The sequence below is a fragment of the Bdellovibrionales bacterium genome (assembly GCA_041662785.1).
GTDB lineage: Bacteria > Pseudomonadota > Alphaproteobacteria > UBA9219 > UBA9219 > UBA8914.
Genome location: JBAZRW010000008.1, coordinates 38634 through 61411, shown reverse-complemented (window position 1 = coordinate 61411; position 22778 = coordinate 38634). Strand labels below are relative to the sequence as shown.

The following is a 22778-nucleotide window of genomic DNA, read 5'->3' as shown; positions in this document are numbered from 1 at the left end:
TTTCGTCATCCCGCTGAAAAGCGGGATCCAGCGCCGCGCGTCTGCGCGGCATAAGACTCTTATGCGCCGTGGACACGGCGCGACTGGATACCGGCCTTCGCCGGTATGACGCTAAAGGAATAACCTTTCCACAAAAGTCAGTATTAGGGTCGTTGGTATAACACCTGTCTAACTCATCCGGCGAAAGGAGAAAAGACGCAAAATCTAAAAAAGATCGGAAGCCCCCCCATAAGGGAAGTTGGAAGGGGGGGCGAAAAAAAGCTCTTTATACGTTTTTCAAATAGGTTTTAACCTTTTCGTATTCCGCCTCAATCGCCGCCAGAAGCTTCTCTTTTTCATCTTGCGGGGCAATGTGGTTCATCTGCGCCTCGGCACAGAGCGTGCCAAGCGTTCCGGCACCTAGATTCAGGCTCATGCCCTTCCACGCATGGGCTTGCGTGCGCCACGTTTCTTCGTTACCAGCGTCAAGATTAGCCTTAAGACTGTTCAAACAATCATCAGAGGACGTGATGAAAACGTCGAAAAGTTCCTTTTCCAGATCCTTATCGCCGCCCGTCATTTCACGCAGATTTTCAAGATTAACGGAGTCGGTCATGGTTTCTTCTCCTGTGGTCGGCGATCCGGATGAAGCGTCAAGAATTTTTCCAAGCAATCGAATATCTTCGATTTGTTATACGGCTTAACAATGAAGCCATCGACCTTATTGCTGACAGCCTGATTAACATCCTCAGAAGAGTTATTGCCCGTTACCATAACGACGAATGCCGCAGGGTCAATCCCTTTGATAAAGTGTGCAAGCGTATGTCCGCTTTCATCCGCAAGCTCGATATCCAAAAGGACAATATCAGGCGCTTGTTCTAGGTAAAGGCGCATACCCTCTTGTGAGGTGGCCGCCGTGTCGACAAAATAGGCATGGTGGAGAAGCTCTTCCAGAATCTTGCGCGAGAAAAGCTGATCCTCAACCACCAGAATCCGCAGCTTTTCCCTCGATTTGCGCATATTAATGGCAATCCGGAAATGCGCTGCGAGCGCCGGAATCTTCTCCAAAAACATCTGCGGTGATAACTTATTGCCCATAACGCCTTGACGTGTAAAAACAAAACTAAGCTATTGTAGCAGGTGAGCCTTAAGAAAGAGTCAACAACCTAGGGTTTAGTCCTGATTGATATACAAAGGAGAACCAAGGCGATTGACGGATTCTGGCGAAAGCATCGCATCGAACTCCTCCACCTTCATGTGCCCCGCATCAATAACAACATCTCGCACCGATTTGCCTTGTTCTTGCGCATCGTGAAGAATTTTGACGGATTGGCTGTAACCAATCATGGGAACCAAAGCGGTCAGAATGGCCGTCGATCCTTCGACATTCGCATGGCAGCGATTCTTGTTGGCGGTGATCCCTTCGATACATTTGACGCGGAAGGTCATCATGGCGTTCGCCATGATGTCAATGCCGTCCAAAAGCGAGTCGGCGACCAGTGGCAGGAAGGCGTTTAACTCTAGGTTGCCCATCGCGGCAGCCAAGGTGACTTGGTTGTCATAACCGATCACGCGCAAGGCGACCTGCGTCACCGTTTCGGGAATAACAGGGTTGACCTTACCGGGCATAATCGACGATCCCGCCTGACGTGCGGGCAGAGCGATCTCGCCAAGGCCTCCATCGGGGCCAGAGGACATCAGGCGCAAATCCGTCGCGATCTTGATCAGCGTCGCGGCGCAGGATTTCATAAGACCCGAAACCTCAACAAAAGCGTCGGCGTTTTGCGTGTTGTCGATCAAGTTAGAGGCGCGGACAAAGGGATAGCCCGTCATGCCCTCTAAGGTCTTGGCAACCGTTTCGATATAGGCTTCCGGCGCGGCCATACCCGTACCAATCGCCGTACCACCAAGGTTGACGACCAGCATCGCCTCAATCGCGCGGTCAAGGCGTCCTTGGTCACGGGACAGGGCTTCGGCATACGCGCCCATTTCACGGCCCAATGTCGTCAAAACGGCATCTTGCAGCTGCGTGCGGCCAATCTTCACAACGTCAGAGAATGCCAATTCCTTATCGCGGAAGGCTTTGATCAGCGCCGACAGGCTCGCCTTCAAAGCTTTGATCTGCACGATAATCGCCAGCTTCAAAGCGGTGGGATAAGCGTCATTGGTCGATTGATGCAGGTTGATGTCATCCAGTGGATGAACCTTGATATAGTCGCCCAGCGTGCCACCCAGAATCTGGATTGCACGGTTGGCTAGAACTTCGTTGACATTCATGTTGGTGCTGGTTCCCGCGCCGCCTTGCAAGGCATCGACAACAACATGGGAATCCAAAAGGCCATCGGCCATTTCTTTGCACGCGGTCATGATCGCGTTGAATTTGACTTCGTCTTTGGCCCAAAAACCTAGGGCACGGCTTGTTTTAGCGCACGCGCCTTTGACATCGCCAAAGGCATGAATAAGGGCAGGGTGAACGTCACGGTTAGCAACAGGAAAATTCTCGATAGCGCGGACGGTATGGATACCGAATAAGGCCTGCGCCGGAACATCGTCAAGGCCAAGAAGATCCTTCTCTTTGCGGAAGGGGGCCTGAAGGAGCGCTTTGCGAGAAGTATACGTCATTATGATTCTATTTCCTTTTTGAAGGGAGTGTTTGATGGGCGCTACCATTGTCTTTTCAAAAAAGATTTTCAAACACTTTCTTTGCTGCGCTGCGGCAGGTAAGGTTAATCCTCACCAAAAATAGCTGGGGATAAAAAAAGAGGCTGCACCCATTGCATCGCGCAAAAGAGTGCCTATATATCTCTTGAGGCTTTGGGGGGCGGCAAAGAAGTGCCCCCTAACATCTTGACCATAAAGGAAGTTATGAAATGGCAAAAGTGATCGGCATTGACCTTGGTACAACCAATTCCTGCGTCTCGGTGATGGAGGGCGGAACCGCCAAAGTTATCCCTAACGTGGAGGGCGCGAACACGACTCCCTCGATCGTGGCTTTTTCATCCAGCGGTGAGCGTCTTGTTGGCCAAAGCGCCAAGCGCCAAGCGGTCACGAACCCCGAAAACACGCTCTTTGCCATCAAGCGCCTGATTGGCCGCGCCTTCAACGATCCGATGGTACAAAAAGATATCAACCTCGTCCCCTATAAGATTGTCAAGAATGGCAATGGCGACGCATGGGTGGAATGCACGGGCAAGAGCTATAGCCCCAGCGAAATTTCAGCCTTTATTCTGATTAAGATGAAGGAAACGGCGGAAGCCTATCTGGGCGAAAAGGTGACGCAGGCCGTCATCACCGTTCCAGCCTATTTTAACGACAGTCAACGCCAAGCGACCAAGGACGCGGGCAAGATCGCGGGGCTTGAAGTCCTTCGCATCATCAACGAACCCACCGCTGCCGCGCTGGCCTATGGCCTTGAGAAAAAGAAGACAGGCACTGTGGCCATCTATGACCTTGGCGGCGGCACGTTCGACGTCTCCGTTTTGGAAATCGGCGATGGCGTGTTCGAAGTCAAATCCACGAACGGCGACACGTTCCTTGGCGGCGAAGATTTTGACGCCCGCATCATGGATTTCCTATGTGATGAGTTTAAAAACGAGCAGGGCATCGATCTGCGTAAGGATCGCCTTGCCTTGCAACGCCTGAAGGAAGCGGCTGAAAAAGCGAAGATTGAGCTTTCTTCTTCTGTGCAAACCGAAGTCAACCTGCCGTTCATCACGGCGGATCAGGCTGGCCCCAAGCATTTGTCCGTTAAGCTAACCCGCGCCAAGCTTGAGTCTTTGGTGGATGAGCTAGTGCAACGCACCGTAGAACCCTGCCGCAAGGCGCTGGCCGATGCGGGGCTTAAGGCCTCTGAAATCGACGAGGTCATTCTTGTCGGCGGCATGACGCGCATGCCCAAGATCATCGAAACCGTCAAAAAGTTCTTTGAGCGTGAGCCGCATCGCGGCGTGAACCCTGATGAAGTCGTCGCGATTGGTGCAGCCATTCAGGGCGGCGTTTTGAAGGGCGATGTGAAGGACGTTTTGCTTCTTGACGTGACTCCGCTTTCGCTGGGCATTGAAACGCTGGGCGGCGTGTTCACGCGCCTGATTGAACGCAACACGACAATCCCGACCAAGAAGAGCCAAGTCTTCTCAACCGCCGAGGATAGTCAGAACGCCGTGACGATCCGCGTGTTCCAAGGCGAGCGCGAGATGGCTGCCGATAACAAGATGCTGGGCCAGTTTGACTTGATGGGCATTCCGCCCGCGCCGCGTGGCGTGCCACAGATTGAAGTGACGTTCGACATCGACGCCAACGGCATTGTGCATGTCACGGCCAAGGATAAGGCGACGAACAAGGAACAACAGATCAAGATCCAAGCCTCGGGCGGTTTGTCGGATGCCGACATCCAAAAGATGGTGCATGAAGCGGAAGCCAATGCGGCGGACGACAAAAAGCGCCGTGAGGCCGTGGACGCTCGCAACCATGCGGACGCGCTCATCCACTCGACCGAAAAGTCGCTGACGGAAGTGGGCGACAAGGTTGCGGCGGGCGACAAGAGCGCCGTCGAGTCCGCCATTGCGGATTTGAAGGCCGTCCTTGACAGCGGGGACGCGGCTTCGATCAAAGCCAAAACCGATGCTCTGACGCAAGCCGCCATGAAGATCGGCGAGGCGATGTACAAGGCGCAGCAAGAAGCGTCCGCCGCACCAGCAGGCAACGAAGCGCAAGCCGAAGCGCCATCGGGCGAAGGCGTCGTTGATGCGGACTTCACGGAGGTGAAGGACGAGAAGTAAGTTGTGAGACAAACCGAAACCCTTTTCTATGATCGTCGTGGCGCCCTTGTGGCGCCACAGACGCATTCAGTGATCAAGCCAAACTAGGCTCATTGGTTGGCGGTTGAAGCTTTGGTTCCCGATATTTTTGCGAAGAGAAAGACTATCTAATGTCTAAATCCGATTACTACGACTTGTTGGGATCCTCACGCGATGCGTCGGCGGATGATTTGAAAAAAGCCTATCGCAAGATGGCGATGAAGTATCACCCTGACAAAAATCACGGCGACAAAGAGGCCGAGCACAAGTTTAAGGAAATTAACGAAGCCTATGACGTGCTGCGCGATGAGCAAAAACGCGCAGCCTATGATCGCTATGGCCACGCCGCGTTTGAGCAAGGTGGCATGGGCGGCGGGTTCGGTGGCGGCGGCTTTGACTTCGCAGGCGGCTTTGGCGACATTTTTGAGGAAATGTTCGGCGAGATTTTGGGCGGTGGCGGCGCGCGTCGGCGCGGCGAGAGCCAGACGATGGGCCAGCGCGGCGCGGATCTGCGCTATGACATGACCATCACGCTGGAAGAGTCCTTTAAGGGCTGCGAGAAAAATATCAAGGTCGCCTCGCTGGTGACCTGCGAGACATGCAGCGGCAGCGGCGCGGCGGCAGGCTCTTCGCCCGTGACTTGTTCGACCTGCGAAGGGCACGGACAGGTACGGATGCAACAGGGTTTCTTCACGATCCAACGCACCTGCCCGACGTGTCAGGGCGCGGGGCGCGTGATTAAGGATCCTTGCCGGAATTGTCATGGCACAGGCCGCCTGCGCAAGGAGCGCACGCTGGCGGTGACGATACCGGCGGGCGTTGAAAGCGGCACGCGCGTTCGTTTGTCGGGTGAGGGCGAGGCGGGCGCTCATGGCGGCCATGCTGGTGATTTGTATGTCATCCTTAGCGTCGCGGGACATCCGCTTTATCAGCGCGATAGCGCGAACCTTCATGTGCGCGTCCCCATTCCGATGACGATGGCGGCGCTCGGCGGCTCGGTTGCTGTTCCCGTGATCGATGGGACGAAGGCTGACGTCGAGGTTAAGGCGGGCACGCAAACAGGCCATCAGGTTCGCCTGCGTAGCAAGGGGATGAGCATCCTGCGTTCTTCCTCACGCGGCGATTTGTATGTCGAGCTGATGGTGGAAACGCCCGCGCATCTCAACAAACGGCAAAAGGAATTGCTGGAAGAATTCGCTATCGAATCCGAAAACAGCAAGACTCACCCCGAAAGCGAAAGCTTCTTTGCCAAGGTCAAGGATATGTTCGGCGTGTAGCTCGTTCATCGCTATAGTTAGGATTCAGGATTCAGAAAGCGGCACGGCCTTTCCCTATTCGTCATCCCTCACACCAATCTCGTCATCCCAAGACCCCGCTACGCCAAGGCTTCGCAGGGCAGGCATTTTCTCTTCGCGCCCCTTGCGCGAAAGAAAATGGACGTGGGATCCAGCCTCGCTCTCCATAAGCGATAAACAAAGACAGTGAGGATGGAAAAAGAGGCTGGATCCCAGATCAACTTTCTTTCGTCTCACAAGAGTGAGCCGAAGAGAAAGTTTTCTGGGATGACGGGGGGAGCGACTGAGCGCACATGATCAGACTTTCATCCTGTGACCGGATAGCCTTCAGCCAAGCGGCACTCCCCACCTCCATAACCAGCCAACGGAGGCTTGGAAGGGACGCCTTGCACACAAAAGGTGCAGAGGCCAACAGGGTTAATTTTGGGGTCGGGTTTTAATAGAAAAGTGACTGTTGCTATAGCCCACATTTTAAACGCCTCTCACGACGCTTAGGATGAGCGTGGGTGCGTTATTTCGATGTCTCGGCTGGGTATATAGCCAGCGAATTTCACCGAACTCCACGGGCTCCTATCGCGCTCTGTGGCCATGTTCAAAAATGCCTAAAAAACGAGCAGGATAGCTCCACTTTTACATATGCCGGACTTGCATTTTGATGGGCCCTTCGGCGCGGCCATGAATAAACTGCTCGATATAGGCGTTACCGGAATTGTCGATCTCGGACTTATGACCCTGCCAGATAATCTTGCCCTCATGCAACATCGCGATGCGATCCGCGATTTTGCGGGCACTAGCCATATCATGCGTGATGGACAGCGCCGTAATGCCGCGCTCGCGCACACATTTGACGATCAGCTCATTGATCACGTCGGCCATGATGGGATCAAGGCCCGTCGTCGGCTCATCAAAGAAAACGATTTCAGGGTTGGCAACGATGGCACGCGCCAGCGCCACGCGCTTTTGCATGCCACCTGATAACTCGGCAGGCTCCAACTCACCAACATCGGCGGCAAGGCCTACAGAGGCCAGCGTTTCAATCGCGCGTTCTTTCGCCTGCGCGCGCGGCATATGTTCAGCCCGCAACAGCTTAAAAGCGACGTTCTCCCATACCAGCAAGGAGTCAAACAGGGCGGAGCCTTGAAACAACATCCCGAACTTGGCCAGATGCTCATCGCGGGCCGCACCGGAAAGGCCGACGGTTTCCTGCCCATCGATTTTGATCGAGCCTTTATCGGGGCGAATAATGCTAAGGATCGATTTCAGCAAAACGGATTTGCCCGTGCCCGATCCGCCGATAACGACCACAGACTCTTGCGGCGCGATGGAAAGATCGATGCCGCGCAAAACCTTTTTGCTGCCAAACGATTTGGTGACGTTTTGCAGCTCAATCTTCGGGGTGAGGGCGTTAGTTTGTGGCAAAGAGAATCCCCGTCATCAAATAGTTGGTGATCAAAATCATGATCGAGGCCGACACGACGGCATTCGTTGTCGCCGCGCCGACGCCTTGCGCCCCGCCTTGCGAGTTGAAGCCGTTATAGCATCCCATCAGCGCGACAATCGCGCCGAACATCGCCGCCTTCCAAAGGCCAGAGGTCACGTCGCGGAACTCCAGATACTCCCATGTTTGGTTGAGATAGTTGGCGGCGTTGAAATGAAGCCCGTAAACGCACACCAAAAAACCGCCGAAAACGCCGATAATATCAGCCACCAGAACCAACAGCGGCATCATAAGGGTGGCAGCGACAAAGCGCGGCACGATCAGGTATTTGTAGGGGTTTGTTGAGAGCGTGGTTAAAGCATCAATCTGCTCGGTCACGCGCATTGTGCCCAGCTCAGCGGCAATCGCCGCGCCAATGCGTCCCGCGACCATCAGGCCCGCCATAACGGGGCCAAGCTCTCGCGTGATTGACAGGATGACAACAGTCGGGATGGCGCTTTCGGCATCAAAGCGCGAAAAGCCGGAGTGGCTTTGCAGCGCCAGCACCATGCCCGTGAACAGCGCCGTCAGCCCCACGACAGGCAGCGAGTAATAGCCGATATCGACAACCTGACGGCCAATTTGCCCCCAGTAAAAGGGACGCGTGACCGTGTGGCGCAAGGTCTTGGCCATAAACCAAGCAAAATGCCCCGTCGCGTTAAAGAAGCGGATAAGCGTACGGCCAATAAGAGCGAGAAATTTCATGGCAGGGAGAAGCCTTCGCCGGTGATTCTGAAAGGATTACTGGCAGTATAGCGGGCTTCTTAACCGTGTCAATGCGGTGCAAGGGGAAGGGGGGGAAGCATTTAGGATTCAGGATTCAGGGAGGATAGCGTCACCATTTTCCCCTTTATCGTCATCGCGAGGAGCCGAGCGTAAAGCGAGGTGACGTGGCGATCCATCTCCTGAAACGGCGGATAGGGACATGGGTAGAAAGCATAGGTGATGGATCCCGCCCTCCGGCGGGATGACTGAGGGGTAACACTAAAGGGGGAACCGCGCCGCGATCCCCCCTAAATCCTGAATCCTAAATGCCGAATGCTAGAGCTTACGCAGCCTTAGGAGCCTTAAAGTTGCCCTTGTTGCGGGGCTTATTGACTTTCCAAGCGGGCTTGGCGCTGCCGCCATCTTTCTTCTTAAAGTCGCCGCTCTTGCCCTTATAGCCGCCTTCAGCGCTCTCTTTGCCCTTGTAGCCGCCTTCGGCGCTCTTGCCTTTGTAAAAGCTGCCGCCGCGACCTTTATAGCCGCCGCCAAACTTCTTACCAGCTGGCTTCTTATCGTCCGTGGGGATCGACGGATCGTCATGGCCGTGGATCAAACGATGGATCGCCCGCCACTTGCTGCCGTCCGCAGGGGTCAAAAGGTTAAGCGCACAACCTTCCGCACCCGCACGAGCCGTGCGTCCAATGCGATGGATGTAATCTTCGGGGCATTGCGGCAAGTCATAGTTGATGACGTGTTCGATATGCGGGATGTCAAGGCCTCGCGCCGCAACATCCGTGGCGACAAGAATACGATACTTCTTGTCACGGAAGCTTTGCGTGACGCGATCTCTGCGACGCTGTTGCAAATCGCCATGAAGGCAATCGGCCTTATGCTCTGAAGCGTTGAGCTTCTTGGCGAGCTTTTCCGTCCCGTACTTTGTCTTCACAAAGATGATGACCGAACCCACGCGTTGCTCCAGTTGCGTCAGCAGATGGCCATACTTATCGGTGTCCGTGGTGTGAACCAACTCCTGCTTGATATTCGCGGCGGGCGTGGTGGTTGAGCCTACGGCAACGCGCATAGGATTACGCATATACTTGCTCGATAGCTTGACGATGTTGGCGGGCAGCGTGGCCGAGAACAAAAGCGTCTGGCGGTTGGACGAGACATGCGTCAGGATCTTATCGATCTGAATGCCAAAGCCCATGTCCAGCATGCGATCCGTCTCATCCAGCACAAGGAAGTCCGTGTGGTTGAGTTTAAGCGATTTGCGTTCCAGATGGTCGTTGATGCGTCCGGGCGTGCCGACGATCAGGCGCGGCATATGGCTAAGCTGCTTAAGCTGCTTGAACATGGAATCGCCACCGATCAAAAGAGCGGTCTTGATGTTGGGGACGGGGATCATCGGCAACAGGGCCGCTTCGACCTGCGTCGCAAGCTCACGCGTCGGCAGCATGATCAGCGCCGTCGCTTCGGGGTTGTTCATCAAATGAACGATGAGCGGCAGGCCAAAGGCTGCCGTCTTGCCCGTTCCCGTTTGGGCGGAACCCAGCACGTCACGCCCTTCAAGCGCGAGCGGAATGGTTTGTTCCTGAATGGGCGTAGGGGTCGTGAAGTTCATGCGCGCAAGCGCAAGAAGAAGCTTGGCCGGAAGGCCAAAGCTGTTGAAGTCTTGAGTCATAGGAGTTCCTTTGAGTAAATGTATGTCTTACGTGTTGATGTTTGCGTCTTATAAAAACGATAAGGGGGAAGACCTGCTGGCGCCCAGTGCGAGAGCCTCTTATGCAGGAGTCCCATTTTTAAAATCGAAAAAACAGAACTCATTTTCCTTCTATACTACGTCAACTTGAAACCCCCCAAAGGGCAAAAGCCTTTTGGGGCTTTCAAGCGGACGGACTATAAAACACTTAAGGTGACCTACAAACTTTCCGCAAGCGGAAAGCCCATAAGCCACCTTAAGCGATAATCGTTTCGAAAAATCCGAAAACGGTCTCTTAGCCTTCGATAACCTGAAGGTTCGCAGCCGAAGTCTTGCCGCGCTCTGTTGCCAGCTCGAAGCTGACTTTTTGACCTTCGCGAAGCTCGCGAAGACCGGCGCGTTCAACGGCGCTGATGTGAACAAAAACGTCCTGACCGCCTGCTTCTGGTTGAACGAAGCCGTAGCCTTTAGTGGCGTTGAACCATTTTACTGTACCTTGAGCCATAGTGTGTATCCTTTAGTGTTGCGTGTGCAAGCGTCACCATAACGCCTCGAGTGAAAGAGACTACTGCGGCAAACGACGCTCTTAAAGGAACGCATAGGCAGAGAAGTCAATTTTAAACTCAACAAGGGTCTTAAAGGATTTGTGGATAAAGCGCAAGAGGATTCCTTTATTCCGCAGGAAAGAGACTGGCGTTAACCTTTTATGCCTCGCGTTTTCCATAAAGAAACACCAATTCCACTGCCCAAAATGGCGAAAGTGATGCCCAAAGACCAGCCTACAGGGAACTTTTCCCAGCCCAGCATATCGGCAATAAAGATTTTGCCGCCGATAAAAATGAGCACAACAGACAGGGCATACTTCAAATAGTGGAAGCGTTTGATAATCGCCGACAAGACAAAATACAACGACCGCAACCCCAAGATGGCAAAGATGTTGCTGGTGTACACGATAAAGGGATCGGTGGTGATAATGAAGATGGCTGGCACGCTATCCACGGCAAAGATCACATCGGCAAACTCGATCATCACAAGGCAAACAAACAAAGGAGTCATCCACCAAACATTGCGGCCATGCTTACGCGAAGGCTGCTTTACAAAAAAATCATGCCCATGCAGCTTTTCCGTGATGCGAAAATGACGACGCATAAATTTAAGAAGGAAGTTGTCGCCGATGTCAGCGGGCTTATCCCCCGTAAACAGCATCTTAACGCCTGTCCCCATCAAGAAAACGGCAAAGACGTAAAGAATCCACTCAAACTCATGAACCAGCGCCGCGCCGATGCCGATCATAAGCCCGCGCATAATAATCGCGCCCAAAATGCCCCAAAATAGCACGCGATGTTGATACAGGCGCGGAATGTGAAAAAAGGAAAAGAGCATCGCCATCACAAAGACATTATCGATGGAAAGGGTCTCTTCGACGATATAACCCGTCATATATTCGATGGCTTTGGCTTGCCCCATCTCATGCCAAATCCAACCGCCGAACAGAACGGCAATGATCAGATAAAAGGTGGAGAAAAGAAGGCTCTCCTTAACCTCTATTTCATGCTCCTTGCGGTGCATGACGCCTAAATCAAAAACCAATAGCGTCACAACAACAGCCGAAAACGAAAGCCACATCCAGACAGGCTGCGAAAGGAACATCATCGAAAAAAAATCAGGAGAGATCATGGGGAGACTCGCTGGCTGTTAAAGGTTGGGTGAGAAGGTTCTATAGGCCTTTCCCATTTTGCTAAAGACCTTTCTTTGGCCTTTACTTTCGTTTATCCTCCGCCCATCTTCTTAAGATACTTTTAATCATTGTTATGAATGCGTTACACCCTTCAAAGGAGCACAGTTAATACCGCAAGAGTTTGCAACAAAAAAGAAACCAAATGGAATCCCCGCCTTCGCGGGGATGACGCTAAAGGGAAATATCGCCTTAAAAACCCCGTCATGCCCGCGAAGGCGGGCATCCCATTTTCTTGTTTTTCTTTTCCATAAACCCAACTCTTGAAGTGCGATGAGTATAGAAATCACTTCAACCCCAAGAAATCCTCTAGCCAGTGAATGTCATAGTGGCCGTTGATGAAGTCGGACTGGGAGATGATGCGGCGGTGGAGGGGCAGGGTGGTGTCCACACCGCCAATCACGAATTCCTCTAGCGAGCGGCGCAGGCGCAGCAGACACTCATTGCGAGACGCGCCATGCACGACCAGCTTGGCAATCATGCTGTCGTAATAGGGCGGGATTTTATAGCCATCATAAAGGGCGCTATCGACGCGCACGCCAAGCCCTCCGGGCGCATGAAAGCCTTTGATCGTGCCGGGGGACGGCATAAAGGTTTCCGGATTCTCGGCATTAATGCGGCATTCAATCGCGTGACCCGTGAAAACGATTTCCTCTTGCTTATAGCTAAGCGGCAGGCCAGCGGCGACACGGATTTGCTCACGCACCAAATCGATGCCCGTGATCATCTCGGAAATCGTGTGCTCAATTTGCAAGCGCGTGTTCATTTCGATAAAATAGAACTTACCGTTTTCGTACAGAAACTCCATCGTGCCAACACCACGATAGCCCATATCACGCACAACCTTGGCCGCAATCGCGCCGATCTCGGCGCGTTCATCGGCGTTAAGGCCCGGTGAGGGCGCTTCTTCGATAACCTTTTGGTGACGACGTTGCAGCGAGCAATCGCGCTCACCAAAATGGACAGCGTTACCATGCGTATCGCCGATCAGCTGCATCTCGATATGGCGCGGCTTGCCTAGATACTTCTCCATATAGACTTCGTCGTTGCCGAACGCGGCGCGCGCTTCGCCACGCGCCAGCCTATAGGCCTCTTCCAATTCATCGGGGCTATTCGCGACCTTCATGCCCTTGCCGCCGCCGCCCGCCGATGCCTTGATCAAAACCGGATAGCCCGTTTCTTTCGCGACTTCACGGGCTTCCTCAACCGTTGGCACAGCGCCCTCTGATCCCGGAACCGTCGGCAAGCCCAGCGCCTTGACGGTTTTCTTGGCCGTGACCTTATCGCCCATCATGCGGATATGCTCTGGCGTGGGGCCGATAAAGGCGAAACCGTGTTCTTCCACCATCTCGGCAAAGTTGGCGTTCTCGGACATAAAGCCAATGCCGGGATGGATCGCGTCCACGCCTGTGATCGCTGCCGCCGTCAGGATGGCGGGAATGTTGAGATAGCTATCGCGAGCGGCGGGCGGCCCGATGCATACGCTCTCATCGGCCAAGCGCACATGCATGGCATCGGCATCCGCTGTCGAGTGAACGGCAACGGTATGAATGCCCATCTCGCGGCAGGCGCGATGAATACGAAGGGCGATCTCGCCACGATTGGCGATCAGGATTTTTTCAAACACAGGGCTAATCCTTTTATGATTATCCGATCACAACCAGCGTCTCGCCGAACTCGACAGGCTTGGCGTCGGTGACGAGAAGCTCAACAATCGTGCCGCTGGCGGGGGCTTTGATCGGGTTCATGACCTTCATGGCCTCAATAATCAAAAGCGTGTCGCCCTGCTTGACCTTATCCCCGACCTTGATAAAGGCGGGCGCTCCCGGCTCTGGCGACAGATAAACTGTGCCTACCATCGGCGAGGTCACGGGCGTTCCCACTGCCACCGCGGGGGCTGCAACAGGGGCAGGGGCAGCCGCAGAAGCGACGGGCGCGGCAGCGGCGGCCATAGGCGCAACAATCTGCTGCACAGGCGCATGAGCGCCCACGCAACGGATGCGCTTGTCGCCTTCGGCGAACTCAATTTCCGTCAAGCCAGTTTCCTTAAGAAGCTCAGCCAGCTTGCGAACAAATTTCATATCCAAATCAAAAGTGCTCATTTTTTCTTTCCTCGTTTATTGAATAATCTTGCTGGCTAAAGCGCGTAGCGCCAGCATATAGCTATCGGCGCCAAGACCACAAATAACACCCGTTGCGACGGGCGAGATGTAAGAATGATGGCGGAACGTCTCACGCGCAAAGACGTTCGATATATGAACCTCAACAATCGGCACGCCCGTCATCTTCAAAGCGTCCATAATCGCCACCGACGTGTGGGTATAGGCGGCGGCATTGATTACAATGCCATCAAAAGACGCGGTGATCGCTTCTTGAATCCATGTCACAAGCTCCCCTTCATGATTGCTTTGGCGGCAATCAACGGAGAGACCGACTTCATCTGCCGTCTTGGCACAAAGCGCCTCAATCGCGGCTAGGGTGAGCGAGCCATAGATCGCAGGCTCCCTCACGCCAAGCATGTTGAGGTTAGGGCCATTTAAGACCAGAATACGCGGTTTCTTGGACACAATATCCCGCCTTGATAAGGTTACTTCTTGGCCTTGCGCATATCGGCAACGGCTTCCTTCAGTTGCTCAGGCGACAACACCCCCGGATAAAGCTTATCCCCGATGATAAAGGCAGGCGTTCCTTGGATATGTAGAGATTCAGCCAACGCATGATTGGTTTTGAGTATCTCTTTGATCTTGTCGCTTTCCATGTCCTTGATCATTTTATCAACATCTATACCGACACCTTTGGCCAGCTTCTTGATAACTTCTTCGGACAGACGTTCCTTTGACCCCATCAAAGCGTCATGAAGGGCTACATATTTTCCCTGCGCCACGCTGGCCAACGCGGCCTTAGACGCAACGACGGAACCCTCTCCCAAAATGGGGAAATCTTTGTAAACAAGGCGGACATTCTTATCTTCGGCAAGGAACTTGACCAAAGTTGCCTGTCCCATTTTGCAATAGCCACAGGTGTAATCGAAGAATTCGACAATGGAAACATCGCCCTTGGGATTGCCACCAACAGGAGAAGAGGCATCGCTATAAATCTTGTCATGGTTCTTGGCGATAGCGGCTTGACCCTTGGCTGAGCCTTCTTTTTCCATGCGCTTTTGAAGCTCTTCAGCCGCTTTCATGACAATTTCCGGCTCTTTGTTGGTGAGCAGATTACGCACCACGGCCTCAATCGCCGTCTTTTGGCTATCGGTAAAGTCGGGGGCAGCCTCTGTTGCCATGCACAAAGAAGGCAGAACGCTGAGTGACAAGGCAAGAAGGAGGGTTTTGAAGGAAGACATGAAGAAGCTCCGCTAAGAGTTAACGATCAAACCGTGGAAGGGGCACAAGACCAAGTTTTTAGGCATAAGTCAATCGTTGCGGTTATGCTCGACATTAAGCTTAATATCTTGAGCCCTTAGCCAATAAGGAGAGCCTTTTGACAGCGTTTTCAAGGCTCTGGCCGCGTATTGTCCAGCCTCTTTGTCTTGGCCTTTTGAGATAGCCTCTTCGGCAAGAGCATAGGAAACAAGACCTTGATACTGGGGATCCTTCGTTATTTCGGCTTTGCGAGTCCACGCCGCCGCCAAGAAGCGCCATGTCTGCCCGTCGCGTTCCTCTAGGCGGTTGGCCTCGGTCAGCTGCGTGATCACTAAATCAAGAACGCTGTCCTTTTTACTCTCAAGCAAGGCATGCGCATAAGCGACATGCAGAAGTGCTGAATCTGGCACAAGATCAACCGTTTTTTTATACAAAATGACCGATTCAGCGACGTGCCCATTTTCAAACAGCATTTGGGCTTTAAGCTCAATGAAAAAGGGGTTCTCCGGCTCCTCCTTCAAAAGCGTTTCTACAACAGCCAAAGCGCGGGGCAGCTGGCTGGTGCGATAAAGCGCGATGGCGCGAGCATAGCGAGCGGGAAGGCGCGGATCCTTATCGGTATAGCGCAACAAAGCCGTTTCAGGCTGCAGATAGCCAAGGAGCTTCGCCTTCATCCGCTCATGCATCATAAGAAATGCGGAGCCAAGGGTCTTGTCCGCCAGATCGGGGCGAGATTGAAGATGATGTTCGACATTGTTGACGCGGTCTTGGGAAAGGGGGTGGGTGCGAACATATTCGATTTGACGGTCAATGGGCAAAATATCCTGCCCCGCCAACTTCTTCATAAACTCTAGCATTCCCTTAGAGCTTTGCCCCGTGCTGTCCAAAAAACGCAGCGCCGCCGTGTCGGCAAAAGACTCCTGCTCACGCGAATAACTCATCAGGTTGCGCTCGGCTATCTCTTGCGCGCCGCCAATCGCGCCCACAGCAACCTCGCCCTTGCCGCTGGCGATCCCCGCCGCCAAGCCAACCAGCATCCCGATAATGGCCTGCGCCGAGGCGTTTCGCATAGCCTGTGCGCCACGCGCCAGATGGCCTCCCGCAATGTGGGCCGTTTCGTGGGCGATGACGCCTTGCAATTGCTCTGGCGTGTCACAGGCTAGTAAGAGGCCTGTATAAATGAAGATATTAATACCACCCGCCACAAACGCGTTAATCTCGCCGTTTTGAATAATCAGGATGCTAACGGCTTTGGGATCAAGGTCAGCCACCCGAAAGATAGGCGTGCCAAGAGCGCGAAGGTAATGCTCAATCTCCGCATCGCGAATAAAAATCATCGATTCTTGTTCTTCCTTCGCGAACAGCCGCACAGGCGCAAGCGTCAGGCACACGATGAGGGCGACGGCGACAAGACGGCGGGCGACACTATAGAGGGGGCAGGATGGGTTGTTCTTTTGCATCATTCACACCTCCGAAATTCGACTTTAGGGAGTCTTAGAACAAGACTTTGTCAAGAAACGGGCAGCCACAGAACATCATCAATGACTTCTGTTCCCGCACAGAGCATCACAAGGCGGTCGATGCCCAGCGCTATGCCAGCCGAGGGCGGCATGCCCCATTGTAGGGCGGCGATAAAATCAGGATCAATAGGGAAACGCTCGCCGTGGAGTTTTTCCTTAAGGTCCATGTCGGCCTGAAAGCGGCGAAGCTGCTCATCCGCATCCGTCAACTCACCGAACGCATTCGCGATCTCATAGCCCGCCATATACAATTCAAACCGCTCAGCTAAACGCGGATCGTGGGGCAGGGGACGCGCGAGCGCCGCCATGCTGATGGGATAGTCGCACAAAAAGGTCGGATGATCCTTGCCTAAGAACGGCTCAATCTTTTCGCCCATGACGCGGAAGAACAAATCCTCCCAAGTGTCATCGGGCGCGGTGCGGATATTTAAATGAGCCATCGCTACGCGAAGCAACGCCGCATCCGGCGCGGATGGATCGGGCGCGGTTGCCAGCAAATCAATCCCTGTATAACGCATGAAAGCATCGGGAACGCTCAGGCTCTCCCACGCGGCAAAGGGATCACACGTCATACCGTTTGCCGTAAAAACCGTTTTGCCCGATGCGGTCGCGCAGGCGCGGGTCAGCGCGATACAGTCGTCCTTGATCGTAACCGTGCCCGCGTTTGCGCGATACCATTCCATCATCGTGAACTCAGGGTGATGGCGGCTTGACCGCTCGCCGTTGCGATAGACGTGCGCGATTTGATAAAGCCGAGGCTCTCCCGCGACCAATAGCTTCTTCATCGCAAACTCTGGGCTGGTGTGCAGATAAAGCGTTTGCGACGGATCGCCATGCGGGCTTTTCAGCTCAGTCTTAAAGGCCTGCAAATGGACTTCGTTACCGGGGGAAACTTGCAGCGCAGGAGTGTCCACTTCGGCAAAGTCTTGGCCTTCGAAATAACGGCGAAGGGCGCGGATGACCTTTTGCCGCACGTCCAAATACGGTCTGCGCCGCGCATAAAGATCAGGATGCCAAGAGGGGGTCGCCATTTAGGCTTCTTTGGTCAGCAGCGATAATTCGCATTGTTGGCCTTCGCTGTCATGGTCAGTCAGGCTGATAGGATACTCGCCGGTAAAGCACGCATCGCAATACTGGGGCTGCGCGTTATTCCGGCCATTTTCGCCAAGGGCGCGATAAAGCCCTTCGGTAGAAATAAAGGCCAAAGACTCCACCCCGATAAAAGCCGCCATTTCCTCCACCGTATGGGCATGAGCAATGAGCTTGTCCGACTCCGGCGTATCGATGCCATAATAACAGCTATGCTTGGTTGGCGGGCTAGAGATGCGCATATGCACCTCGCTAGCGCCAGCCTGACGCATCATCTTGACGATTTTAACCGATGTCGTGCCGCGCACGATGGAATCGTCCAAAAGGACGACGCGCTTACCTTCGATCAGCTTGCGGTTCGCGTTGTGCTTCAGCTTCACGCCGATATGGCGAATACGATCCGTCGGCTGAATGAACGTGCGGCCAACGTAATGGTTGCGGATAATCCCCATCTCAAACGGAATGCCGCTTTCCTGCGCAAAGCCAATGGCTGTCGGCGTTCCCGAGTCAGGAACAGGCACAACAATATCCGCCATAACAGGGGATTCCTTAGCCAGCTCACGACCGATATTCTTGCGCGCCTCATAGACAGACACGCCATCAAGGTAAGAATCGGGACGCGCAAAATAGATATATTCGAAAATGCAGAAGCGGCGTTTGATGTTACCAAAAGGCTTGATGCTTTCGATAGTGTTGCCGTTCAGGATCACGATCTCGCCCGCCTCAACATCGCGCACAAAGGTCGCGCCGATAATGTCCAAAGCACAGGTCTCACTGGCCAGAACATAACCGCTTTCCAGCTTGCCAATCACAAGCGGACGCACGCCATAAGGATCGCGCACGCCGATAATCATACCCTCGGCAAGACAAACAAGAGAGTACGCGCCTTCGATCTGTTTCAACGCGTCAATAAGGCGATCAATAATCGTGGCTTGCTTGGATAGCGCAACCAGATGGATAATGACTTCGGTGTCCGTCGTTGCATGGAAAATGCAGCCGCGCTTCACAAGGTCTTTACGAAGGGCATAAGCGTTGGTGAGGTTCCCGTTGTGCGCGACGCCAAAGCCACCGAAATCGAAATCGGCGAAAAGGGGCTGCACATTGCGCAAGCTTGTCTCGCCCGTGGTGGCATAGCGCACATGACCGATAGCCGCGGAACCTTTAAGCTTGCTGATCGTGGTTTCCGAACTGAAATTCGCACCGACTTGACCCAGCGCGTGCTTGGCGTGGAAATGCTCGCCGTCAAAGCTGACGATGCCCACGGCTTCCTGCCCGCGATGCTGCAAGGCGTGAAGGCCGAGAGCCGTCATGGCGGTGGCGGACTCGTTGCCGATAATGCCAAAGATGCCGCATTCCTCATGAAGCTTATCGTCATCAAAAGGATCCGTCGTCAGGGAAAGGGTCATGGATTTGCGTTCCGATCATAGAGATTATTCATTTTATCGCGTGTCTCGTCGCCATAGGAAGCGCCGTTGCCTTGTTCCTTGCTGACGGAAGGAACAGGGACGGAAATGTCCTCAAGACGCTTGGCGTTCTCGGTCGCTTTTTTTGCCAACTCACGTCCTTTTTGAAGCTGCTCCGAGGCTGCCTTTTCTGGATTTTCCGGAGTCATGCTTTTGATAACATCGACGCCATAGGCCAGCGCCGGTTTGGCCTTGGCCTGCGCCAGCCAGACGGGCTGCTTGGCCTCGTCATTGCTCCAAACATAGGTCGCCCCCAAATAAAGAAGGCACATAATGACAAAGCCACGAATAAGTCCAAACACGAACCCCAGCGAGCGATCAATGGAGCTAAGGGTCGGCGTTTTGACAAGGCTCGTCAGATAATCGCCCAGCGGAACCAGCACGACAATCGCGATGCAGAAAAGGCCGATAGCGGTTGCCGCATCGGCCAGCATAGCGTTCTTGATATGCTCTTCAAGAAAAGGCCTTGCCATCGGATAAAAGGAGAAAGCAAAGACCGAGGCCAAGACCCATGTGCCCAGCGAGAGAACCTCACGGATCAGGCCACGCCTGAAGGCAAAGATTCCGCTGGCCACCAGCACAGCGGCGGTGAGCATATCAAAGATGTTGAATTGTGTATGTTCCATGGGCATCTCGCTCGTGATTAAGACCTTAAGTAGACGCATCACCATTTTCGTCATTCCGGCGAAGGCCGGAATCCAGTGCGCGGCAGATGCCGCGCATATGAGTCTAATACCTCGCAGACGCTCGGCGTCGGTCTACGCTGCTACGCAGCTTCGACCCGACAGGCTGGATCCCGCTTTTCAGCGGGATGACGGCTTTGGTTCTGTGGATCAACCGACGGCTCATGCTCTACCACATGATTCCCGCTTTGCTAAGAGCGCTTATGAAGAAATTACTTTCTTTTGTCCATTTTTTCGCTCTGAAACAGCGGTAACAGGCCTGACAGGCGGTTAATCTCGGTTCTCCCGATGCCGCTGGTGGGCTTGGCTTTGCCCTTATCATCCACTTTCGGCAAAATAGCCTGTGAAAACCCAAGCTTAGCGGCTTCTTTTAACCTAAGTTCCGGCTGGGCGACGCGGCGCACCTCACCCGACAGGCCTACCTCGCCAAAGACCACGGCTTCGGCAGGGACAGGCACGCCCGTCAGCGAAGAGAGCAGGGCGGCAGCCACGGCTAGATCGGCGGCTGGCTCCGTCACTTTCAGGCCTCCAGCTACGTTCAGGTACACGTCATTATTGCCAAACGTCACGCCACAGCGGGCCTCTAGCACCGCCAGCACCATGGCGAGCCGTCCGGCGTCCCAGCCGATCACGGCTCGGCGCGGCGTGCCATAGGAGGACGGGGCGACCAGCGCCTGCACCTCTACCAAAACGGGGCGCGTGCCCTCTAGCCCTGCAAAAACGGCGGCTCCCGACGTATCGCCGTGGCGATCCGCAAGGAACAAGGCCGAGGGATTGTGAACCTCTAAAAGCCCTTCCTCTTGCATCTCAAACACGCCGATCTCATCCGTAGGGCCAAAGCGGTTTTTGACGGCGCGAAGGATGCGGAACTGGTGGCCGCGCTCACCCTCAAGGTACAGGACGGTGTCCACCATATGCTCAAGCACGCGGGGGCCCGCGATGGTTCCCTCTTTGGTGACATGCCCCACCAGAATAACGGCAATATCGCGCTTTTTGGCGATACGGATCAGCTCTTGCGCCGAGGTGCGCACCTGCGCGACCGTTCCGGGGGCGCTGTCAATCGTATCGACATACATGGTCTGAATGGAGTCAATGACAAGAATATCGGGCGCGTCCGCGTGATCCATAGAGGCGGCAATATCCCTCACCGCCGTCGCACTGGCCAAATCGCAATTCACGTCGGCAACGCCTAGGCGCTCGGCGCGAAGGCGCACCTGATCAATGGCTTCTTCGCCAGAGATATAGGCCACGCGCGCGGCCTTCGCCAGCCTGCACACAACCTGCAAAAGAAGCGTGGATTTGCCGATGCCGGGATCGCCGCCCACCAACGTGGCAGAGCCCGGAACCAGCCCGCCGCCGACCACGCGATCAAACTCGCCCATACCAGAGAGATGGCGGGGCAGGTGGCGCTTCTCGCCCTTCAGCGGCACAAAGGCGATGGTGCGCCCCTTGTGCTTGCCCCTTGCGCCGTCATGCAAGCCCTTGGGAGGGCCATCAGCCACGGCCTCTTCGACAAGGCTGTTCCACGCGCCGCACGCCTCGCACTTGCCGCCCCATTTGGGGAACGACGCGCCGCAAGTCTGACATACAAAATGAGAGGATGATTTGGCCATGGGATGATGATGTTCTTTTTATGGTTTTTTTTAAGACTACAGCTATGTGCCTGCGAAAGAAATATATATGGTTTACCCCCACCAAAACAAGGTGTTAACCATAATGATGAGTTGCGCCGTGGGTGTTTTTGGCGTACTCCAGAAAGGTTGAGAGAATGATTCTAACGATCAAATGAGATGACACGCGCGGAAAAAACTGGATCCCCGCTTTCGCGGGGATGACGATAGGGGGATTAAGTTAAACACAAATCCCGTCATGCCCGTGAAAACGGGCATCCCGTTTGTTTTCTTGCACCACAAGTCACTTCATTCGCTCGGTGGTATGATTCCCATTCAACTTCCGCCGCCCTCGTTGACAGAAAAGTGGTCCGCCATGCAGCATTTAAACCCCTATCGCTTTTATGAGCTTGCCTCAAAGCTTCATGGACTCTTTCTCAATACCACGCAAAACCGCGTGACGGAGATGTTCACGCCTTTGACGGATGCCCAAAACGTGCTGGACGGGTGGATTAAGGGCGAGTCCTTCGCTCTTGAAACCTCGAAAAGCGATGCGGCGCGTCTTCTCAGCAAGATCAGCAACCTTTTCAGCAAGTATTATATCGACGCTTCCTCTAAGCAGCTTAAGACTCCCTCTGGCGAAGACCGGATCGACGCGCATGAAATGGCGCTTTTGTACAGCTTGGTTGAGAAGTTCGAGCATGCCTTGGCGGCAGAGTTGACGCACGCCCCGACCTATATGGCCAGCAAGCGCGGCATCTATTCGACGTATGACCTCATCGAAAACGCCTATGAGTGTTTTTCCCCCGCGATGCGCGATGTCTTGCCAGAAGCGTCTTTGACCGAGTTTAATCTGGCTGGACGCGCCTTGGCTTTTGGCCTTGGAACCGCCGCCGCCGTGCATTTGCTGCGCGCGATTGAACTTGTTTTGAAGCGCTATTTTGAGATGTTCTCAGGAACGACCGTTGCGAAAACAGAGCGATCCTACAGCATTTATCTCAAGAAATTGGCCATCCTTTCAGATGACGAGAATAACGAACACCGACCTAACAAGCGCCTCCTTCAAATGCTAGCCCAGATCAAAGAACATTACCGCAATCCCCTCATTAACCCCGACAGCGTCATTACCGTTGAACAATCCACCTCCCTGTTTGCCCTTGCGACAGCCGCGATCACACTCATGGGGGAACAGATTACTTTCTGTCTCACCCATAAAGAAGAACCTCAACAAGCGCCCCCCTCCAAGGCAAAAGCCGCCAGCGCTCCTTCCGAAGAGAAAAAGCCTGCCAAAGAAAGTAAGGACGATGCGGATGAGGAAGAGAGCTATGACTTCCGCCCCAGCAAAGCTGGCTAACAAAAGCAGAA

General features: G+C 54.1%; 21 protein-coding genes. 3 read left to right on the top strand and 18 right to left on the bottom strand.

The window, feature by feature from the left end:
- Positions 1–265: 265 nt before the first annotated feature.
- The 3 genes from WC612_06805 to WC612_06795 form a co-directional block, all read right to left on the bottom strand.
- The gene (locus tag WC612_06805; GenBank protein ID MFA6280482.1) at positions 266–595 is read right to left on the bottom strand and encodes an Hpt domain-containing protein; all 330 of its coding nucleotides are present in this window, start codon (positions 593–595) and stop codon (positions 266–268) included.
- Entirely contained in the window at positions 592–1077 is a 486-nt protein-coding gene (locus WC612_06800; protein MFA6280481.1) for a response regulator, read from the bottom strand. Before WC612_06800 ends, WC612_06805 begins: the two co-directional genes overlap by 4 nt.
- Before the next feature lie 75 nt (positions 1078–1152).
- Positions 1153–2601: an aspartate ammonia-lyase gene (locus WC612_06795; protein MFA6280480.1), complete on the bottom strand. Its 1449-nt coding sequence runs from the start codon at positions 2599–2601 to the stop codon at positions 1153–1155.
- Positions 2602–2849: 248 nt separating this feature from the next.
- Between WC612_06795 and dnaK the strand changes: the two genes are divergently transcribed.
- Both dnaK and dnaJ read left to right on the top strand, forming a co-directional pair.
- Entirely contained in the window at positions 2850–4757 is a 1908-nt protein-coding gene (dnaK, locus tag WC612_06790) for a molecular chaperone DnaK (protein MFA6280479.1), read from the top strand.
- A gap of 149 nt (positions 4758–4906) precedes the next feature.
- Positions 4907–6052, top strand: a complete 1146-nt coding sequence (dnaJ, locus tag WC612_06785; protein ID MFA6280478.1) for a molecular chaperone DnaJ — start codon at positions 4907–4909, stop codon at positions 6050–6052.
- Between the two features lie 54 nt (positions 6053–6106).
- On the opposite strand, the gene WC612_06780 is transcribed toward dnaJ, so the two are convergent.
- From WC612_06780 to radA, 15 genes are all read right to left on the bottom strand, one after another.
- A complete protein-coding gene (locus WC612_06780; GenBank protein ID MFA6280477.1) occupies positions 6107–6307 on the bottom strand; it encodes a hypothetical protein in 201 nt (66 codons plus the stop codon).
- A 393-nt stretch (positions 6308–6700) separates the two neighbouring features.
- Positions 6701–7489, bottom strand: coding sequence for an ATP-binding cassette domain-containing protein (locus tag WC612_06775; protein MFA6280476.1), 789 nt, complete (start codon positions 7487–7489; stop codon positions 6701–6703).
- On the bottom strand, positions 7476–8252 hold the full coding sequence (locus tag WC612_06770; GenBank protein ID MFA6280475.1) for an ABC transporter permease: 777 nt from the start codon (positions 8250–8252) through the stop codon (positions 7476–7478). The genes WC612_06775 and WC612_06770 overlap by 14 nt, the downstream gene beginning before the upstream one ends.
- A 343-nt stretch (positions 8253–8595) precedes the next feature.
- The gene (locus WC612_06765) at positions 8596–9933 is read right to left on the bottom strand and encodes a DEAD/DEAH box helicase (GenBank protein ID MFA6280474.1); all 1338 of its coding nucleotides are present in this window, start codon (positions 9931–9933) and stop codon (positions 8596–8598) included.
- Between the two features lie 313 nt (positions 9934–10246).
- On the bottom strand, positions 10247–10456 hold the full coding sequence (locus tag WC612_06760) for a cold-shock protein (protein ID MFA6280473.1): 210 nt from the start codon (positions 10454–10456) through the stop codon (positions 10247–10249).
- Between the two features lie 191 nt (positions 10457–10647).
- Positions 10648–11628, bottom strand: coding sequence for a TerC family protein (locus WC612_06755; GenBank protein MFA6280472.1), 981 nt, complete (start codon positions 11626–11628; stop codon positions 10648–10650).
- 344 nt (positions 11629–11972) lie between these two features.
- Positions 11973–13313: an acetyl-CoA carboxylase biotin carboxylase subunit gene (accC, locus tag WC612_06750; GenBank protein ID MFA6280471.1), complete on the bottom strand. Its 1341-nt coding sequence runs from the start codon at positions 13311–13313 to the stop codon at positions 11973–11975.
- A 19-nt stretch (positions 13314–13332) separates the two neighbouring features.
- Positions 13333–13788 carry an acetyl-CoA carboxylase biotin carboxyl carrier protein gene (accB, locus tag WC612_06745; protein MFA6280470.1) on the bottom strand — a complete coding sequence of 152 codons (456 nt, stop codon included), beginning with the start codon at positions 13786–13788 and terminating at the stop codon, positions 13333–13335.
- 15 nt (positions 13789–13803) lie between these two features.
- Positions 13804–14253: a type II 3-dehydroquinate dehydratase gene (gene aroQ / locus WC612_06740; GenBank protein ID MFA6280469.1), complete on the bottom strand. Its 450-nt coding sequence runs from the start codon at positions 14251–14253 to the stop codon at positions 13804–13806.
- Between the two features lie 20 nt (positions 14254–14273).
- Positions 14274–15029, bottom strand: a complete 756-nt coding sequence (locus tag WC612_06735; protein MFA6280468.1) for a DsbA family protein — start codon at positions 15027–15029, stop codon at positions 14274–14276.
- A gap of 69 nt (positions 15030–15098) precedes the next feature.
- Positions 15099–16511 (bottom strand): M48 family metalloprotease, encoded by a 1413-nt coding sequence (locus WC612_06730; GenBank protein MFA6280467.1) that lies wholly within the window; start codon positions 16509–16511, stop codon positions 15099–15101.
- 47 nt (positions 16512–16558) lie between these two features.
- Positions 16559–17599, bottom strand: a complete 1041-nt coding sequence (epmA, locus tag WC612_06725; GenBank protein MFA6280466.1) for an EF-P lysine aminoacylase EpmA — start codon at positions 17597–17599, stop codon at positions 16559–16561.
- On the bottom strand, positions 17600–19063 hold the full coding sequence (purF, locus tag WC612_06720; protein ID MFA6280465.1) for an amidophosphoribosyltransferase: 1464 nt from the start codon (positions 19061–19063) through the stop codon (positions 17600–17602). It abuts the gene before it with no gap.
- Positions 19060–19746 carry a CvpA family protein gene (locus WC612_06715; GenBank protein MFA6280464.1) on the bottom strand — a complete coding sequence of 229 codons (687 nt, stop codon included), beginning with the start codon at positions 19744–19746 and terminating at the stop codon, positions 19060–19062. Before WC612_06715 ends, purF begins: the two co-directional genes overlap by 4 nt.
- 269 nt (positions 19747–20015) lie before the next feature.
- On the bottom strand, positions 20016–21416 hold the full coding sequence (gene radA, locus WC612_06710; GenBank protein MFA6280463.1) for a DNA repair protein RadA: 1401 nt from the start codon (positions 21414–21416) through the stop codon (positions 20016–20018).
- A gap of 373 nt (positions 21417–21789) precedes the next feature.
- Between radA and WC612_06705 the strand changes: the two genes are divergently transcribed.
- Complete coding sequence (locus WC612_06705; protein MFA6280462.1) at positions 21790–22767, top strand: hypothetical protein; 978 nt, start codon at positions 21790–21792, stop codon at positions 22765–22767.
- The last annotated feature ends 11 nt before the right edge of the window (positions 22768–22778 follow it).

Bases quoted from the DNA above. Each gene is read 5' to 3' on its own strand.
- WC612_06805 (MFA6280482.1), bottom strand. From the start codon at position 595: ATGACCGACTCCGTTAATCTTGAAAATCTGCGTGAAATGACGGGCGGC.
- WC612_06800 (MFA6280481.1), bottom strand. From the start codon at position 1,077: ATGGGCAATAAGTTATCACCGCAGATGTTTTTGGAGAAGATTCCGGCG.
- WC612_06795 (MFA6280480.1), bottom strand. From the start codon at position 2,601: ATGACGTATACTTCTCGCAAAGCGCTCCTTCAGGCCCCCTTCCGCAAA.
- dnaK (MFA6280479.1), top strand. From the start codon at position 2,850: ATGGCAAAAGTGATCGGCATTGACCTTGGTACAACCAATTCCTGCGTC.
- dnaJ (MFA6280478.1), top strand. From the start codon at position 4,907: ATGTCTAAATCCGATTACTACGACTTGTTGGGATCCTCACGCGATGCG.
- WC612_06770 (MFA6280475.1), bottom strand. From the start codon at position 8,252: ATGAAATTTCTCGCTCTTATTGGCCGTACGCTTATCCGCTTCTTTAAC.
- WC612_06765 (MFA6280474.1), bottom strand. From the start codon at position 9,933: ATGACTCAAGACTTCAACAGCTTTGGCCTTCCGGCCAAGCTTCTTCTT.
- WC612_06760 (MFA6280473.1), bottom strand. From the start codon at position 10,456: ATGGCTCAAGGTACAGTAAAATGGTTCAACGCCACTAAAGGCTACGGC.
- WC612_06755 (MFA6280472.1), bottom strand. From the start codon at position 11,628: ATGATCTCTCCTGATTTTTTTTCGATGATGTTCCTTTCGCAGCCTGTC.
- accB (MFA6280470.1), bottom strand. From the start codon at position 13,788: ATGAGCACTTTTGATTTGGATATGAAATTTGTTCGCAAGCTGGCTGAG.
- WC612_06735 (MFA6280468.1), bottom strand. From the start codon at position 15,029: ATGTCTTCCTTCAAAACCCTCCTTCTTGCCTTGTCACTCAGCGTTCTG.
- WC612_06730 (MFA6280467.1), bottom strand. From the start codon at position 16,511: ATGATGCAAAAGAACAACCCATCCTGCCCCCTCTATAGTGTCGCCCGC.
- epmA (MFA6280466.1), bottom strand. From the start codon at position 17,599: ATGGCGACCCCCTCTTGGCATCCTGATCTTTATGCGCGGCGCAGACCG.
- purF (MFA6280465.1), bottom strand. From the start codon at position 19,063: ATGACCCTTTCCCTGACGACGGATCCTTTTGATGACGATAAGCTTCAT.
- WC612_06715 (MFA6280464.1), bottom strand. From the start codon at position 19,746: ATGGAACATACACAATTCAACATCTTTGATATGCTCACCGCCGCTGTG.
- radA (MFA6280463.1), bottom strand. From the start codon at position 21,416: ATGGCCAAATCATCCTCTCATTTTGTATGTCAGACTTGCGGCGCGTCG.
- WC612_06705 (MFA6280462.1), top strand. From the start codon at position 21,790: ATGCAGCATTTAAACCCCTATCGCTTTTATGAGCTTGCCTCAAAGCTT.